Below are 16042 nucleotides of genomic sequence, written 5' to 3'. Positions count from 1 at the left end.
CGTTGTTGCCAGAATCTTCTTACGCCACAGAATGCCACATCGCGACCATCCAAAGCGTATACACTTCGTATATCGTTCATTTATGGAGACGCCGATGGGCATCGTAAAAATTTCGGACGCGCTGCATGACGATCTGCGCCTCGCCAGCCTGACCATGACGCGTTCGATCAACGCGCAGGCCGAGTACTGGATCAAGATCGGCATGCTGGCGGAGTTCCATCCGGAACTGACCTACCCGCAACTGGTAAAAAAAATGATGAAAGATAATGCGCTGACGCTGAAGGAGATTGTCGGGTGAAACAGATTGTGATTAAAACGCCGGAAGAGATTGCCAAAATGCGCCATTCCGGCGCTCTGCTGGCTAAAGTGTTTGCTATGCTCGATGAGGTCATCGTCGAAGGTATCTCCACCATGGAGATTAACGACCGCGCCGAGGCGTTTATCGTCGAAGAACTGAAGTCGCGCCCGGCCAGCAAGGGGCAGTATGATTTCCCCTATGTGCTCAACACCTCCGTAGACGACGTGGTGTGCCACGGGGTGCCGTCGGCCAGCAAAATCCTGCGTTCCGGCATGATTGTCAACGTGGACATCACGCTGGAAAACGGCGGCTACATCGCCGACTCCAGCAAGATGTACTGCATCGGCCAGGTGACGCCGCTGGCTAAACGGCTGGTGAACAACGTCTATGAATCGATGTGGCAGGGCATTCGCGCGGTGAAACCGGGCGCGACCCTGGGGGATATCGGCCACGCCATCCAGCGCCACGCCGAGCAGGCCGGCTACAGCATCGTGCGGGAGTATTGCGGCCACGGCATCGGCCGCGACATGCACGAAGAGCCGGCGGTGCTGCACTACGGCCAACCCGGCAGCGGCATGGCGCTGCAGGAAGGCATGGTGTTCACCATCGAGCCGATGATCAATCAGGGTGACCGCCGCATCAAGCAGAAGAAAGACGGCTGGACGGTGGTGACGCGCGACAGAAAACTGTCGGCGCAGTGGGAACACACCGTAGCGGTCACCGCCGACGGCGTGGAAATCCTGACGCTGCGCGACGAAGAGCGTCGGGCCGGTTACGCCGAACGCTACTAAATCCGCAAGCCATTAGCTTAATAAGCTAATTGCTTGATAAGTTATTTAATTGATAGCCTCTTAGCTGACTGCGCGGCACTCCGGCGCCGCGGTTAAAGCGACGGGGATGACAGGGAGACAGGCAGCATGCAGTCAGGCAATCAGGCGTTTCTCAACCAGCTTAAGGACATCGTCGGCGGCCCGCAGTTGTTGACCGGCGATCGCAACACCGAACGGTATCGCAAAGGGTTCCGCTCCGGCGAAGGCCAGGCGCTGGCGGTGGTGTTTCCCACTAGCCTGCTGCAGCTGTGGCGCATTCTGCAGGCCTGCGTGGCCGCCGATAAAATCGTCATCATGCAGGCCGCCAACACCGGCCTGACCGAGGGCTCAACCCCCAGCGGCAACGACTATGATCGCGATATCGTCATCGTCAGCACCCTGCGCCTCGACCATATTCAGGTGCTGGACAACGGCAAGCAGGTGGTCGGCTTCCCCGGCAGCACCCTGCACCACCTCGAGAAATTGCTCAAGCCCTACGGCCGTGAACCGCATTCGGTGATCGGCTCTTCCTGCATCGGCGCCTCGGTTATCGGCGGCGTGTGCAACAACTCCGGCGGCTCGCTGGTGAAACGCGGCCCGGCCTATACCGAAATGGCGCTGTACGCCCAGTTAGGGGAAGACGGCCAGCTGCGCCTGGTCAACCATCTGGGCATCCGGCTTGGCGACACGCCGGAAGAGATCCTCACCCGGCTGGAAAAAGGCGACTATCGCCCGAGCGACGTCGAATACGGCGAGCTGCGCGCCTCGGATAACGAGTACGCCAGCCGGGTGCGCGACGTCGACGCCAACACCCCTTCCCGCTTCAACGCCGACAAACGCCGCCTGTACGAAGCCTCCGGCTGCGCCGGCAAACTGGCGGTGTTCGCGGTGCGGCTCGACACCTTCGAGAAAGAGGGCAAAGAGCAGGTGTTCTATATCGGCACCAACGACACCGCGGTGCTGACCGAACTGCGCCGCCACATGCTGAGCAAATTCGAAAACCTGCCGGTGGCCGGTGAATACATGCACCGCGATATCTTCGACATCGCCGAGGTGTACGGCAAAGACACCTTCATGATGATCGACAAGCTCGGCACCGATCAGATGCCGCGCTTCTTCACCCTGAAGGGCCGAATGGACGCCAGCCTCAACAAGCTGCCGCTGCTGCCGCACAACCTGACCGATCGGCTGATGCAGGGCCTGAGCCATCTGGCGCCGAGCCACCTGCCGAAACGCATGAAGGAATACCGCGAACGTTTCGAACACCATCTGCTGCTGAAGATGGCCGGCCCCGGCGTGGAAGAGGCCCAGCGCTACCTGACCGACTATTTCGCCCAGGCCGAAGGTGCCTTCTTCGCCTGCACGCCTGACGAGGGCAAAAAGGCTTTCCTGCACCGCTTCGCCGCCGCCGGCGCCGCCGTGCGCTACCACGCGGTGCACGCCGACAAGGTGGAGGATATTCTGGCGCTGGACATCGCCCTGCGCCGCAACGACACCGACTGGTTCGAAACGCTGCCGCCGGAAATCGACAGTCAGTTGGTGCATAAGCTGTATTACGGCCACTTTATGTGCCACGTCTTCCACCAGGACTACGTGGTGAAAAAAGGCGTGGACAGCCATGCACTGAAAGAAAAGATGCTCGAGATCCTCAACCGGCGCGGCGCCGAGTACCCGGCGGAGCATAACGTCGGCCACCTGTACCACGCCAAGGCGGATCTGCAGGCGTTCTACCGCACCGCCGATCCGACCAACAGCTTCAACCCCGGCATCGGCAAAACCAGCAAACGCAAAGGCTGGGCCGAAGACCCCCGCTAAGACCGCCCGATAGGCCCGCCGCCGCACTCGGCGCGGGCTTCCTCCCCCCAGCCTGCCTCATCGCGATCTTTCTGCGTCCTTAAAGATGCATTTTTATTGCAACTTATAAAATTCCCGATTACCATTCATCGCAAATGAGAATCAATTACAAAACTGTCATGACGGATACATGACGTCCGCCGTGGCATTCACCGCGAAGTTAATGAGAAGGAACCTACCATGAGTCAGACCCTCGATTCCGCCCGGCTGTTGGCCGCGCTCGATAAAGTGATGGTGATCTCCACCACCGATCTGCAGGGCACCATCACCTACGTCAACGACCTGTTCTGCCAGCTGACCGGTTTTTCCCGGGAAGAGCTGGTGGGCCAACCCCACAGCATCGTGCGTCACCCTTCCGTGCCGAAAGCCGTTTACAAAGCGATGTGGGACACCATCAAGGCGGGCGGCATCTGGACCGGCATCATCCCGAACGTCGGCAAGGGCGGCGTGCTGTACGTGGTCGACACCACGGTGCAACCGCTGTATGACGCCCAGGGCAATATCGAGGCCTATATCAGCATCCGCCGCGTGATCAACGATCTGATGACCGACTTCGAATCGGTGGAATTCGCCAAAGAACAGTTCGACAACCACTACGACAAGTAACCGCCATGGCCGACCTCATCGAACGCATCCTGATTGGTTACGGTTCGGAGTCGGGCAACGCCCGGGCGCTGGCGATGCGCCTGGGCGAGCAAAGCAGCCTGCAACCCTACCGCCCCGTCGTGAAAGAACTCAACGCCATCCAGCCCGCCGATGTGGGCGAGCGTGATGCCCTGCTGATCGTCTCAAGCTCATTTGGCGACGGCGAACCGCCCGCCAACGCCGAGCGTTTCTCCGACGCGCTGGCGCAATGGCCGGATCCCTCCCGGTTGCGCTACGCCATCTTCGGTATCGGCGACACCGCGTATCCGCATTTCTGCGGGTTCACGCAGGCGCTGGATACGCGCCTGACGCAATACGGCGCCCGCGCCATCGTCAATCGCGTCGACGCCGACGTTAACGTCGAACCGTTCTTTGCGACCTGGCTGACGACGCTGGATAAGGTGCTGGCCGGCGATGCCCAGGCGGGTCGCGACTTGCATCTGCGCGTGACCGCCTACGGTGAAGACCATGCGTTCAGCGCCGCCCTCCTCGAACGACGTCCGCTCAGCGCTCGCACGCCGCAGGCCTGGCACCTGCGGCTGAGTATCGCCGGCAGCGGCATCGTTTACCGGGCGGGAGATACCGTCTATCTGTTGCCGGAAAACGACGAAGGATTATTGACCCGGCTGGCAGACTGGTTCGGCAGGCCGGAGGCCGCCGACGCGCTGCGCCGCCGGGAGCTGCGCCAGCTCAGCAAAACGACGCTGCGCGAACTGGCGCAGTTGGCCGACAGCGAAGATCTCAAAGGCTTGCTGAAGATCCGCCAGCGCAAATCCCTGGAGAGTTATCTATACGGCGCCGATCTGCTGGACGTGCTGCACGATTTTTGCCCGCCGCACGCGATCACGCTGGAGAACCTGTTGGCGCTGCTGCCCATTTGCCTGCCGCGCGCCTACTCCATCGCTTCGGCAACGCGGGAAGAGAGCCTCGATCTGTGCGTGCGCGACGTGCGTTATGAACGCGGCGGCCGCACGCGGCGCGGCACGGCGACCGGCTGGCTGCTCAAACACCCCGGCCCTTTCCGCCTCTTCTGCCGCGCCAACCCCGGCTTTTACCTGCCGCGCGACACCGCCTTGCCGGTGCTGCTTATCGGTACCGGTACCGGCATCGCACCGTTGATTGGCTTACTGCGCGAAATGGCCGCCCAGGGCGAACGGCGTGAAACCGTCCTGATCTTCGGTGAGAAAAGGCGCGATGAAGACTTCCTGTATGGCGAGGAGTTGGTCACGCTGAACGCGACGGGCGTACTCACACGGCTCATCACGGCATTCTCGCGCGACGCCGCCGACAAGTATTACGTGCAACACGCCATCGACGATCACGCCGATGCCGTCAGCGGCCTGCTGCAACGGGGCGCGCATGTCTACCTGTGCGGCAATCGCCAGTATCTGGAACATGCCGTGGCGACGGCGCTGGAGCAAGCCTGCGGGGCGGAAAACCTGTGGCAGACGCTGATTGAGCAGCAGCGGCTGCACCTGGAGCTCTATTGAGACAGGGCGGCGTTCACCGCTCCGCGCGCAGCAGCAAGGAGACGATGAACGCGCCCCCCAGCCCCGCCGTAATGATGCCGATGGGCAGCTCCTGATTGGGGATCAGGCTGCGGCTGAGCATGTCGCCGCCGGTCAGCAGCATCGCCCCCAGCAGGCCGCACATCGGCACGGACAAGCGGTGGCGCACACCTACCAGGCGCCGGGCCAGATAAGGCACCATCAGCCCGACAAAACCGATCACGCCCGTCAGCGAAACGAGAAACGCTGTAGACAATGCGCAGCACAAAAAGGTCTCGGTGCGCAGGCGCGCCACGTTGACTCCCATCGAATGGGCGGTTTGCTCACCCGCCAGCAGCGCGTCCAGCGCCCGCCAACGCAGCGCCGTAAACCCGGCCAGCAGCGCGAAACTCACCAGCGGAATGAACAAATTATCCCAACGCGCCAACCCCAAGCCGCCCAGCGACCAGAACAACACTGAACCGGCCGCCCGCTGATCGCCGGAAAAAACCAGATAGCTGGTGAGCGCGCTGAACAAAAATGAGACCGCCAGGCCGCAGACGATAAGCTGCTCGGCGCGCCTGACCCGGCTGACGCGAAACAGGATCATCACCGCCAACGCGGACAGAATGCCGCCGACGAAAGCGGACAGCGGCAACGTCAGCGCGCCCAGCGCATCGCCGAAGCGCGTGATGACCAGCACCGCGCCGGCGGCGGCGCCGGAGGAGAGCCCAAACAAAAAAGGATCGGCCAGCTCATTGCGGGTGGTGGTCTGCAGCAGCGCGCCGGTCATCGCCAGCCCGGCGCCGGTCAACGCCGCCAACAAGGCCCGAGGCACGCGCAGTTGCACGACGATAGTGTCCAGCATGCCGGAAAGCGGCGCCGAACCTATCCCTAACGCCGCCAACGCCTGCCGCCATGACAGCGCGACGCTGCCCAATTGCAGGCTCCAGACCATTAATCCGCACAACGTCAACAGCGCCAGCGGCGCGAGCACCATAAACCGCCGTGTCGGCGAGTTCATTCAGCCTCCGGCGCGTACAGCGCCCGCGCCAACTTTTCCACCGCGCCGATGTTGGCCGGCCCCGGCGTCAGCTCCGCATACTGCAGTTTCAGATAACGATGGTGCCGTACCGCAGGTGTCAACTTCATCAACGGATGAGACTCGAGGAAACGCCGCAGCGTCTCGGCGCCTGACCCGGTCTGGTAATCCAGCAGAATGATGAAGTCGGGTTCCGCCGCCGCCACCGCCTCCCAGGATGCCGTCGTCCAGCTCGCCGCCAAACCGTCCATCACGTTGCGGCCGCCCGCCGCTTCGACGATCGCCGTCGGCATGGCGTATTTACCGCTGGTAAAAGGCTTCTCTTCTCCCGAGTCATACACGAACACCTTGAGCGGCGCCTGCCCCGCCGGTCTGGCGGGCAGCGCGGCTAACCGGCGGCGCCAGCCCTCAACCAGCGCGGCGGCCTCTCGCTGCTTGCCGAAAATCTTGCCGAGCTTCAGCTCATCGTCATACAGCAGGTTCATATCGGCCTTCTGCGGCCGGCCGCCGGCCTGTACGCAGCTCTCGCTCAGCACCAGCGTTTTGATGCCGAACGGCGCGAGCGTCTCCGGCGTGACGTCGCCGCCGATCTTCATGCCGTAATTCCAACCGGCGAAGAAAAAGTCCGGCTGCGCCGCCAGCAACGTTTCCAGAGCGGGATACTTCGGCGCCAGTTCGGGAATGGCGCCCATCGCCGCCTTGAAATCAGGCGTCAATTTGTACCAGCCGGTGATGCCGGTCAGCCCGACGATCCGATCCTGCAGATGAAGCGCAAAGGCCATCTCGGCCATATTGATGTCGTTGATGACGGCGCGCTGCGGCGCCTGATTGAAGGTGATCGGCTTCCCGCAGCTTTCTACGGTGACGGGAAATTTTTCAGCCGCTGCCGCTCCGCCGGCCAACAGCAGGAGCAAGGGGAATACGCGTATGTTCATGTTTCTCTCTGGTTTATCAAGCGCAATGGGGAACTTCAAAAATACGCAGCGTTTTCCCGCTGACGGGATGCGCCACGCTGAAACTGTGCATGCCGAACACCGGCAGAATTACCGGGGTTTGCAACACCGCCGCGGGCGAGCCGCAGGCCACCTGGCGGCTTTCGTTGAGCACCAGGATCCGATCGGCGAACGCCTCCGCCACGGGCAGGTCATGCAGCACCGCAATCACGGCGATGGCTTTATGTTTTACTAACGACAGCAGCGCCGAACGCCCGGGAGGATCGAGGTGATTGGTCGGCTCATCCAACAACAACAGGTCGGGAGTCTGCGCCAACGCCCGGGCCAACGCAGCGCGCTGACGCTGGCCGCCCGAGAGCCGCCCCAACGGATGGTGCCTGAGCGGCGCCAGGCCGGTTTCCCCGATGATCTCGTCAACGATGCGTTTTCCCGCCGCGGGCCGTTCGCCATGCGGCAAACGCCCTAACGCCACATAGTCCTCCAGCGACAGCCGCAAATCCGGCAGATCGTTTTGCGCCAGAAAGGCGATGCTTCTGGCGCGTTCCGCCGCCGACAAGCCGGACAAAGCGCGCCCTCGCCAGTAAATCTCGCCGCTGTCCGGCCGCGTTTCGCCGATCAGCGTGCGCAACAGGCTGGATTTGCCGCTGCCGTTAGGGCCGATCACCGCCAGCTTCTCTCCGGCGCGCAGCGTGAAATGGATGTTGTAGAGTATCGAGGCCCCGCCGTGGCCGGTCAGGCTAACCCCATCAACATGGAGGATGTCGTGAGCTGAATTCATCATGCGTTAATTGTTATATTATAACATATCAATATTTTTATCACGAATGCGCGCCCTCTGCAAAAACGAATCGTAAAGTCTCTCGCCGCACGCATGACGGGAAACGGCGGCGGGGAGCCTACCCCCTTGCGCCTCGCGCTGGCGTTAAAACTGCGTTTTTGCAGCAACATAGCACACCTTCAATTTAATGATAATGATTTTCATTATCGTTTAAGCCTCTGTGATTTTCGGTTGCGCGCCCCGCTGAACTTGGCTATGTTTGAAGCGATTGGTTTCATTCACGGTTTTCAGGAACTCACATGACCTACCTGGCGCACAGCACAGATCCGACAAACGCGACCGTTCCGGCCGTCGTTTTGCTGTGTGCTTCCTCCGCTCCACCCGCCGTTTTCTCTGTCGTTTCCGCGGTTGCCGCTTACCCGCCACGCCTTGTGGTCGTGCGCTAAGCCACACCGACTTTTACCTCCGGCTTATGTTGATTTATTGCGTTCAGGCGTAGACCGCCGCGCGCGCCGGAGCCTGTAATTTTCACGACAGGTGAAATTGATATGCGATTACCTTCTCTCTGGGCCAATGCCGGCCTGGCTACGCTGTTCGTCCTGCTTTGGAGCAGCGGCGCGATCTTCTCCCGTTGGGGGTTGGAGCACGCCTCCGCCTTCGCTTTTCTGTTCTTCCGCTGCGCCATCGCGCTGGCGGTGCTGTTGGCCATCGGCCTGTGGCAGCGCCAGTGCCTGCCCGCCGCCGGCACCCGTCGGCGCGTCGCGTTGATCGGCGTGCTGATGATCGGCAGCTATCAGATCTGCTATCTGCTGGCCCTCGAACGGGGCATTACCCCCGGCGTGCTGGCCACGCTGCTTGGCGTACAGCCGATCCTGACCCAGTTCATTACCGAACGGCGCTGCGCCGGGCTGCGCGCGCTCGGGTTGGCGCTGGCGTTGGCGGGGCTGACGCTGGTGGTGTACCAAAGCCTGATGGTGGCCCATTTCTCGCTGAGCGGCATGCTGTTCGCCTTTATCGCCTTGGGCTGCATGACCGCCGGCACCCTGCTGCAAAAGGGCATGACGCAGCCGCCGCTGGCGGTGTTGCCGCTGCAGTATGCCGTCGGGCTGTTGATGTGTGCGTTGGCGCTGCCGTTTGAGCCGCTGCGGGTCGAATGGCGGCCTGAGTTCGTGCTGCCGCTGCTGTGGATGGCGGTGGTGATCTCGGTGCTGGCGACGTTCTTGCTGTATCGGCTGATCCAGCGCGGCAACCTGGTGCAGGTGACCAGCCTGTTCTACCTGATCCCGGCGGTCACCGCTCTGCTGGATTATCTGCTGCTCGGCCACGCGCTGGCCGCGCTGAGCCTGCTGGGCATGGCGGGCATCGTGCTCGGCGTGATGCTGGTTTTCCGCCGCGCATAGCCTAAAAACAAAAGCCCCCGCGCCGTTCCACCGGCGCGGGGGCGATAACAACAACCGTTAACTCAGAACAACCAGGAACCGTACCCCCACAGCAGCACCGTCACCCCAAGCAGCAGCTCGAGCAACAGAATGCCGATGGCGAAGGTCGAGCTGGAGAAGATGAACCCTTCCTTACTGTCGATATTCAGGAAGTGCGGGATCCCCAGATTCAGCAGATAGCCCGAATAGCACAGGCCGATAATGCCGACAAACAGACACAGCCAGACGACCGGATAAAGCGCCACTACCCCGCTGAGGAACATCGGGGTCGCCACGTAGCCGGCGAACACCATGCAGCGGTGCAGGCTTGGGCGCGATTCATAACGCCGCGCCATCCAGTGAATGACTTTCCCCATGGCCGCTACGCCTGCCAGCATCAGCAGGTAGAACGCCACGGCGGTATAAAACGCGGTAAACATGTCGAGCCTGATGGCATGTCCCTCGCCGGAGAGCCAGCCCAACTGGGTGGTGCCGATAAAGGCGCAGACCACCGGGATTGCTGCCAAGAGCAACACGTGATGGGTGTATAGGTGCGAGACGCTTTCATTCTCGCTTTTGATCTGTTCGAACTCGGCGCTGGGATGCGCCAGAAGTCCCCAAACATGACTGACCATGAGACACCTCCTATCTCGCCGTAGGCCGCGATCGGCGAACGAATTTCACACCTCTGACGGACAGCTATCCGTGCGAGGATTGCGGCCACGGGGCTCTCTCCCCTGTACTAATTATAGTCTTTTGGCGAAAAAACGTGCGGAAAGCGAAAGGCGCGGCGCTTTGTCTTATACTCCCCCCATTAAACCCAGGCTGTGAGGAAGGTTATGTCATCCGCTATCATCACCCGCCAGGCGGGGATCGTCGACGTCGACGCCGGGCGCAACGTCACCGTGGTAGAACCCTGCAATCTTTACGGCTGCCGGCTCGGCGACGATGTCTTCGTCGGCCCGTTCGTCGAGATCCAGCGCCACGTCAGCATCGGCGCGCGCAGTAAAATTCAGTCGCACAGCTTTATCTGCGAATACGTTACCCTCGGCGAAGCGTGCTTTGTCGGCCACGGCGTCACCTTCGCCAACGATCTGTTCAAAGACGGCGCGCCCAACGCCGATCCGGCCAGCTGGGGGCGCACCTGCATCGGCGATCGGGTGTCCATCGGTTCCGGCGCCACGATCCTGGCGGTGACGATCTGTAGCGACGCGGTGATCGGCGCCGGGGCGGTCGTGACCCGCGACATCACCCGCAAGGGGATCTACGCCGGCAACCCGGCGCGTCTGCTGCGGGAGCTGCCGTAATGAACCCGGCCATCCGCATCGCGGCCATTGAGACGTTGCCCGACGATTATCTGGCCCGCGGCGATTTCAGCTTCACCATCGCCTGTTACGCCCTGCCGCAGTTCGACAGCCCGGTGGACAGCTGGCCAACCCGCCCGGTGGCGCCGTTTCGCAAACGCTATCCCCTGGCGCCGTTCGCCAACGAAGACAGCGTGACCTTCCTGGCTTATCGCCAGAACGACGCCGTTGGCCACATCACGCTGAGCAAAAACTGGAACGGCTACACCCTGATCGACGAGATCGCCGTCAGCGCTGACGCGCGCCGCCAAGGCATCGCCGGGGCGCTGCTGGACTGCGCCAAACAGTGGGCGCGGCAGCAGGAAACCTCAGGTATGATGCTCGAAACGCAGAACAACAACCTGGCGGCCTGCCGCTGCTACCAGCACTATGGGTTTATCCTCGGCGGCATCGATCGCTTGCTGTACCGCGCCGAACCGGAGATCGCCGATCACGAAATCGCGCTGTTCTGGTATTTGCCGTTCAATAGCGAAATCGGTTACTGATTTATCGATTGCCATTGAGGTTATGTTTACTTTTTAACCCCTACCATCGGATGAGAACTGTTATCACTTACTCTGATAAACCAGCGACACCCATGGAGGGCCGTATGAACAAGAACAAGGCTGTTTTACTGATGTTAGCTATCGCCATGAGCGGATGCGCCGATCGCCCCACCGCCGTCACCCCCGCAACGCCGCCGACCGACGCCGCCGTTTCGCCGCCGAACCTGCAACCGCAGATGGATGACAGCACCCGCAGCAAGCTGCGTGAGATCCTCGCACTGCGCGCCGGTTGGCCCGCCGCGCAGCCGCATGGCCGCACCGTCGATTTGATTTCGCGTGAATTCCTCGGCACGCCCTATCTCGCCAACCGCCTGATCGGTTCGCAGAGCACGCCCGAGCAGTTGGTGATCGACTTCCGCGGGCTGGATTGCTTCACCTACATCGATTATGTCGAAGCGCTCAGCACCGCCCACAGCGAAGCCGAGTTCGTTCAGCGCCTGGTGGACATCCGCTATGTCGACGGCAAAATCGCCTTCCCGCAGCGCAAACACTTCTTCACCGACTGGGCGCAGCGGCCGAAAAAAGTGGCCGAAGACATCACCGCCCAGCTCAGCCCGCACGCCGTCAGCCTCGTGAAAAACCTCAATCAGAAAGCCGACGGCGGCAGCTACCTGCCCGGCTTGCCCGTCGTGCAGCGCAGCGTGACCTACATTCCCAGCGACCGCGTCGACGACAAGGTGCTGGCCCAGCTGCGCACCGGCGACTACATCGGCATTTACACCAACCTCGCCGGGCTGGACGTGACCCATACCGGCATCTTCGTCATGACCGACAACGGCCCGGTGCTGCGCAACGCCTCATCGCGCAAGGCCAACATGCAGGTCGTCGATTCACCCTTTATGGATTACGTGATGGCCACGCCGGGCATCGTGGTGCTGCGTTCGCTCAGCCGATAATCCCCCATCGCATAACGGCTATAAGCTATAGCCGTTTATGCTGAACGAGCGTTTGACTTCATCGGCGGTTCAGGCTTAGCTGTAAGAACAAAAACCAACTGATTTTATTGTTCTTTTCAGGGAGAGTTCGATGACCTTACGCTGGCGTATCACCCCTCTGGCGGCGGCCTTCGCCGCCGTCTTGGCGCTTCAGGGCTGCGATCAAAAAACCGACCAAAACCATATCAAAGTCGGCGTCATCAACGGCGCGGAACAAGACGTGGCAGAAGTCGCCAGGCAGGTGGCGAAAGAGAAATACGGGCTGGACGTCGAACTGGTCGGTTTCAGCGGCTCGCTGCTGCCGAACGACGCCACCGACAAAGGCGAACTGGACGCCAATGTGTTCCAGCACCGCCCGTTCCTCGAACAGCAAAACAAAGATCACGGCTATAAACTGGTGGCGGTCGGCAATACCTTCGTCTTCCCGATGGCCGGCTACTCCAAAAAGATAAAATCGCTGAAAGAGTTGCCGGACGGGGCGGTGATCGCCATTCCGCTCGATCCGACCAACCTGGGACGCGCCCTGCTGCTGCTGGAAAAAACCGGGCTGATTAGCCTGAAGCCTGGCAAAGGGTTGCTGCCTACCGCGCTGGACATCAGCGCCAACCCGCATCATTACCAGATCATGGAGCTGGAAGGCGCGCAGTTGCCGCATGTGCTGGACGATCCGAAGGTCACCGTCGCCGTCATCAGCACCACCTACATCAACCAAACCGGCCTGTCGCCGACCAAAGACGGCATCTTCATCGAAGATAAAGACTCGCCGTACACCAACATCATCGTCACTCGCGAAGACAACAAGGACGCGCCGAACGTGCAGAACTTCATCAAGGCCTATGAATCGGATGACGTGGCCAAAGCCGCCGAAAAAATCTTCAACGGCGGCGCGGTGAAAGGCTGGTAATGCCAGGCAAACCGCCTCAGGGGCTCTCCCCAAAGAGCCCCTTCCCGCTCATCATCGCCTTTTCTTATCTCACCATAAGAAAACCCGATTTATCCCGGCGGCGAGCAGCGCGCATAATGGCGTTTATCCGCTGATTTTCAAGGTAAACAGACACGTGACAACGCTCTCCGCCCCCGTACTCAGCCTTCTTGACGCCACACCGGACGATATGGCAGCCGTGCTGCGTATTTACACCCAGCACGTGCTGTACGGCGCGGCCTCATTTGAAGAGCAGCCGCCGACGCTGGCGGAAATGCAGCTGCGCCTGAGCAAGGTGCGGGAGGCCGGCCTGCCCTGGCTGGTGGCGAAAAGCGCAGGCGTCATTGTGGGTTACTGTTATGCCACGCCTTATCGCCCCCGGCCGGCTTACCGCTTTACCGTGGAAGACTCGGTGTACATCGCCGAAGGGCAACAGGGTAAAGGCATCGGCAGAGCGCTTCTGAGCGCCTTGATCGCCCGCTGCGAACAAGGCCCCTGGCGCCAGATGCTGGCGATCGTCGGCGATTCCGCCGCCAACCGCGGCTCATTGGCCTTGCATCAGTCACTCGGCTTCACCAGTGCAGGAACGTTAAAAGCGGTGGGGTTCAAGCTGGGGGAATGGCGCGACACGCAGATTATGCAGCGCGCGCTGGGCGCGGGCGACAAGCGGCGCCCGTGAAGGCATGACGACGCACGATAGAGAGATAGCGTCTATAGTGAAGAATGATTTCATTAAGTTAGCGCCAATCGCGCCCCACCTTTAACCGGTAAGGAAGAAGCCAATGAAAATTATTCTGTGGATTGTCGCCATCATCTTCATCGTGGGTTTGTTGACGATTACCGGCGTTCTCAAACTGATCTTTTAATTCGTCTGATACGTCCCGCCCCTCCCGGGGCGAGACTTTTCATCAAGCCTTGAAACGCGCGCGCACGGCGCCCAGCGCCGACACCACCGCCAGCACGACACCGCCGGCCACCAGCCCGAACGCCACGTTCAACAGCGCCGGGATCACCCCCTGCAAAAGATGGCCAAACGTCGGCACCACAGTGGTGTACGAGGCCCAGTCTTCGAACAGATGATGCACCGGCGGCAAACCGTGGGTCAGAATACCGCCACCGACCATAAACATGGCGACAGTGCCGACGATCGACAGCGTTTTCATCAAATAAGGCGCGGCGCGCACGATGCCGCCGCCGAGGGAGCGCGCCACCGCGCTGCGTTTGCGGCTCAGATACAGCCCCAGATCGTCCAGGCGGACGATGCCGGCGACAATGCCGTACACACCGAGCGTCATCACGACGGCGATGCCGCACAAGACGATCACCTGCTGGCTAAAGGTGGCGCCGGCGACCGTGCCCAAGGTGATGGCGATAATCTCGGCGGACAGCACAAAATCGGTGCGTATCGCCCCCTTCACCTTGCGCTTTTCATAGGCCGTGGCGTCCTCATTGGCGCCGGGCCCGTCCGCTGTCTCCTCCTGCGCCGCCTTGCCGGGGCTCAGGCTGTGGAACACCTTTTCGAACCCTTCGTAACACAGGTAGGCACCGCCCACCATCAGCAGCGGCGTAATCGCCCAGGGCGCGAAGGCGCTGATCAGCAGCGCCAACGGCACCAGGATCGCCTTGTTGATCAGCGAGCCTTTGGCGACGCTCCACACCACCGGCAGCTCGCGGTCGGCTTTAACGCCGGTGACCTGCTGCGCGTTGAGCGCCAGATCGTCCCCCAGCACCCCGGCGGTTTTTTTCGCCGCCATCTTGCTCATTAAAGAGACATCGTCCAGCAATGAGGCGATGTCGTCGATGAGAGTGAGTAAGCTACTTCCTGCCAAAATGATTCATCCTTTTACATTCACATTTATTATTTGTTTAGCATAGCGGTTAAGCGCCATGCAGGGATATAGGATGAGAGAGGAAAACGCCAGGCCAGCAATGGCCGCCCCGCGCCGACGTTAAACCCCCTCGCCCGCCGGCCCCTCATCGGATCCGGTAGCGGCCGCACGCGAGATATGTTGAAGGACAAGGGGATGGGCATCAAATACGCACGATAAATGCGTGCTGCCTTCAAGCAAACCAAAGGCGGTTTGGGCGTTGCCATGCTGTTTGACGAAGCGCTGCATCGCTTGCGCATTGAACAACTCATCCTGCGCTGCCGCCAGCAGCAAGGTCGGTAATCGCAGCGCCGCCAGTTGCCTGGCCGGGGCGCGAGGCGTCAACGCGTTAGCCATATTGACGCTGTATTGGCAGACAAAATCGGGGGCGGCGGCCAGCACAGCCGGGGGAAAATTCAGGCTGACCGCCCGAACGTGCCCAAACCAGCGCCCGCCGCTGAGCGCATTGGCGACAAACGGCCATTGTCGCACCTGCGCAAAACGGGCCGTCGCCGCCAGATCGCGGGCCATCCCGGAAAATGGCCCCAGCTCGGGCGCCAGCATGATCAGGCTGTCCGCCTGCTGTTCGCCAGGGTAACGGGTCAGGTAGTTGAGCAACATGCCGGCGCCGCTCGAATGGCCCAGCAGGTGCCTGCGCGCCAACGGAAACCGGCGGCGCATTTCCACCAGGATGACATCGACATCGCGCCAAATACGCTCAGGCCGCTCAACCGTCCCCCGCTCTCCCGTGGAATCGCCATGTCCACGGATATCCACCAGACACACCGCGAGCGTTGGCTCGGCGGCCAGCTGGCGCGCAAGAATGTCATACCCGGCGGCGCTGTTAACCCCGCCGCCGTGATAAACCACGATCGCGTCTTCACTCTCGGCTGCGTGCCGATACAGACGATAGCTCAACCCCTCGACGCAACCGGACGACATGTCCACATGCCCGCCCGGCCACTCGCCGTAAGACTTCGCTTGCTCAACATAGCGGTCAAAATCAATCAAAGCGCACCTTTCCATGATGTTGTCGGTATTGCCCACGGCAGAGAGCCCTGCCGCCATGGCGATAAGCATATGAAACAACAGTAGGCGCTACCATCCCTTTTGCACGCCGCGCG

At 61.2% G+C, this 16042-nt stretch carries 17 protein-coding genes; 11 read left to right on the top strand and 6 right to left on the bottom strand.

Going from position 1 to position 16042, the window contains the following annotated elements; translation table 11 throughout:
- The first annotated feature begins 94 nt into the window (after positions 1-94).
- From CPH57_RS03420 to CPH57_RS03400, 5 genes are all read left to right on the top strand, one after another.
- The gene (locus CPH57_RS03420) at positions 95-298 is read left to right on the top strand and encodes a ParD-like family protein (protein WP_006324220.1); all 204 of its coding nucleotides are present in this window, start codon (positions 95-97) and stop codon (positions 296-298) included.
- Positions 295-1089, top strand: coding sequence for a type I methionyl aminopeptidase (map, locus tag CPH57_RS03415; protein ID WP_096242033.1), 795 nt, complete (start codon positions 295-297; stop codon positions 1087-1089). The genes CPH57_RS03420 and map overlap by 4 nt, the downstream gene beginning before the upstream one ends.
- Before the next feature lie 126 nt (positions 1090-1215).
- Positions 1216-2922, top strand: a complete 1707-nt coding sequence (gene dld / locus CPH57_RS03410) for a D-lactate dehydrogenase (RefSeq protein WP_033642281.1) — start codon at positions 1216-1218, stop codon at positions 2920-2922.
- Positions 2923-3141: 219 nt separating this feature from the next.
- Positions 3142-3567: a PAS domain-containing protein gene (locus tag CPH57_RS03405; RefSeq protein WP_089194411.1), complete on the top strand. Its 426-nt coding sequence runs from the start codon at positions 3142-3144 to the stop codon at positions 3565-3567.
- Between the two features lie 5 nt (positions 3568-3572).
- Positions 3573-5096 (top strand): sulfite reductase flavoprotein subunit alpha, encoded by a 1524-nt coding sequence (locus tag CPH57_RS03400; protein ID WP_096242032.1) that lies wholly within the window; start codon positions 3573-3575, stop codon positions 5094-5096.
- 13 nt (positions 5097-5109) lie between these two features.
- Here the strand turns inward: CPH57_RS03400 and CPH57_RS03395 are convergent, their stop codons facing one another.
- Genes CPH57_RS03395 through CPH57_RS03385 form a run of 3 tightly spaced genes read right to left on the bottom strand, consistent with a single transcriptional unit; the run spans position 5110 to position 7869 of the window.
- Positions 5110-6117, bottom strand: coding sequence for an iron ABC transporter permease (locus CPH57_RS03395; protein WP_033652390.1), 1008 nt, complete (start codon positions 6115-6117; stop codon positions 5110-5112).
- The gene (locus CPH57_RS03390) at positions 6114-7070 is read right to left on the bottom strand and encodes an ABC transporter substrate-binding protein (RefSeq protein WP_096242031.1); all 957 of its coding nucleotides are present in this window, start codon (positions 7068-7070) and stop codon (positions 6114-6116) included. Before CPH57_RS03390 ends, CPH57_RS03395 begins: the two co-directional genes overlap by 4 nt.
- 16 nt (positions 7071-7086) lie before the next feature.
- A complete protein-coding gene (locus CPH57_RS03385; protein WP_180995579.1) occupies positions 7087-7869 on the bottom strand; it encodes an ABC transporter ATP-binding protein in 783 nt (260 codons plus the stop codon).
- Positions 7870-8414: 545 nt separating this feature from the next.
- Here CPH57_RS03385 and CPH57_RS03380 point away from each other — a divergent pair.
- Positions 8415-9266 (top strand): DMT family transporter, encoded by an 852-nt coding sequence (locus tag CPH57_RS03380; RefSeq protein ID WP_033642276.1) that lies wholly within the window; start codon positions 8415-8417, stop codon positions 9264-9266.
- Between the two features lie 62 nt (positions 9267-9328).
- On the opposite strand, the gene CPH57_RS03375 is transcribed toward CPH57_RS03380, so the two are convergent.
- Positions 9329-9919, bottom strand: a complete 591-nt coding sequence (locus CPH57_RS03375; protein WP_019453944.1) for a Yip1 family protein — start codon at positions 9917-9919, stop codon at positions 9329-9331.
- Positions 9920-10123: 204 nt separating this feature from the next.
- Here CPH57_RS03375 and CPH57_RS03370 point away from each other — a divergent pair, with 204 nt between their 5' ends.
- From CPH57_RS03370 to CPH57_RS03350, 5 genes are all read left to right on the top strand, one after another.
- On the top strand, positions 10124-10591 hold the full coding sequence (locus CPH57_RS03370) for an acyltransferase (RefSeq protein ID WP_033642275.1): 468 nt from the start codon (positions 10124-10126) through the stop codon (positions 10589-10591).
- Positions 10591-11133, top strand: a complete 543-nt coding sequence (locus CPH57_RS03365) for a GNAT family N-acetyltransferase (RefSeq protein ID WP_033652386.1) — start codon at positions 10591-10593, stop codon at positions 11131-11133. The genes CPH57_RS03370 and CPH57_RS03365 overlap by 1 nt, the downstream gene beginning before the upstream one ends.
- Before the next feature lie 104 nt (positions 11134-11237).
- Positions 11238-12089, top strand: coding sequence for a DUF1460 domain-containing protein (locus CPH57_RS03360; protein WP_096242030.1), 852 nt, complete (start codon positions 11238-11240; stop codon positions 12087-12089).
- A gap of 130 nt (positions 12090-12219) precedes the next feature.
- Complete coding sequence (locus CPH57_RS03355; RefSeq protein WP_060659807.1) at positions 12220-13032, top strand: MetQ/NlpA family lipoprotein; 813 nt, start codon at positions 12220-12222, stop codon at positions 13030-13032.
- 208 nt (positions 13033-13240) lie between these two features.
- Entirely contained in the window at positions 13241-13729 is a 489-nt protein-coding gene (locus tag CPH57_RS03350) for a GNAT family N-acetyltransferase (RefSeq protein WP_046686616.1), read from the top strand.
- Positions 13730-13958: 229 nt separating this feature from the next.
- Here the strand turns inward: CPH57_RS03350 and CPH57_RS03345 are convergent, their stop codons facing one another.
- A complete protein-coding gene (locus tag CPH57_RS03345; RefSeq protein WP_096242029.1) occupies positions 13959-14879 on the bottom strand; it encodes a DUF808 domain-containing protein in 921 nt (306 codons plus the stop codon).
- Positions 14880-14999: 120 nt separating this feature from the next.
- Positions 15000-15965, bottom strand: coding sequence for an alpha/beta fold hydrolase (locus CPH57_RS03340; RefSeq protein WP_230079615.1), 966 nt, complete (start codon positions 15963-15965; stop codon positions 15000-15002).
- Between the last annotated feature and the right edge of the window lie 77 nt (positions 15966-16042).

It is taken from the genome of Serratia sp. JKS000199, from assembly GCF_900215455.1.
GTDB lineage: Bacteria > Pseudomonadota > Gammaproteobacteria > Enterobacterales > Enterobacteriaceae > Serratia > Serratia ureilytica.
Note: the sequence above shows the minus strand (reverse complement) of the source record. Positions and strands in the feature narration are given on the sequence as shown.

Coding starts and splice junctions, on each gene's coding strand:
- dld (WP_033642281.1), top strand. CDS start 1,216: ATGCAGTCAGGCAATCAGGCGTTTCTCAACCAGCTTAAGGACATCGTC.
- CPH57_RS03355 (WP_060659807.1), top strand. CDS start 12,220: ATGACCTTACGCTGGCGTATCACCCCTCTGGCGGCGGCCTTCGCCGCC.
- CPH57_RS03360 (WP_096242030.1), top strand. CDS start 11,238: ATGAACAAGAACAAGGCTGTTTTACTGATGTTAGCTATCGCCATGAGC.
- CPH57_RS03420 (WP_006324220.1), top strand. CDS start 95: ATGGGCATCGTAAAAATTTCGGACGCGCTGCATGACGATCTGCGCCTC.
- CPH57_RS03380 (WP_033642276.1), top strand. CDS start 8,415: ATGCGATTACCTTCTCTCTGGGCCAATGCCGGCCTGGCTACGCTGTTC.
- CPH57_RS03405 (WP_089194411.1), top strand. CDS start 3,142: ATGAGTCAGACCCTCGATTCCGCCCGGCTGTTGGCCGCGCTCGATAAA.
- CPH57_RS03385 (WP_180995579.1), bottom strand. CDS start 7,869: ATGATGAATTCAGCTCACGACATCCTCCATGTTGATGGGGTTAGCCTG.
- CPH57_RS03395 (WP_033652390.1), bottom strand. CDS start 6,117: ATGAACTCGCCGACACGGCGGTTTATGGTGCTCGCGCCGCTGGCGCTG.
- CPH57_RS03370 (WP_033642275.1), top strand. CDS start 10,124: ATGTCATCCGCTATCATCACCCGCCAGGCGGGGATCGTCGACGTCGAC.
- CPH57_RS03375 (WP_019453944.1), bottom strand. CDS start 9,919: ATGGTCAGTCATGTTTGGGGACTTCTGGCGCATCCCAGCGCCGAGTTC.
- CPH57_RS03365 (WP_033652386.1), top strand. CDS start 10,591: ATGAACCCGGCCATCCGCATCGCGGCCATTGAGACGTTGCCCGACGAT.
- CPH57_RS03400 (WP_096242032.1), top strand. CDS start 3,573: ATGGCCGACCTCATCGAACGCATCCTGATTGGTTACGGTTCGGAGTCG.
- CPH57_RS03350 (WP_046686616.1), top strand. CDS start 13,241: ATGGCAGCCGTGCTGCGTATTTACACCCAGCACGTGCTGTACGGCGCG.
- CPH57_RS03390 (WP_096242031.1), bottom strand. CDS start 7,070: ATGAACATACGCGTATTCCCCTTGCTCCTGCTGTTGGCCGGCGGAGCG.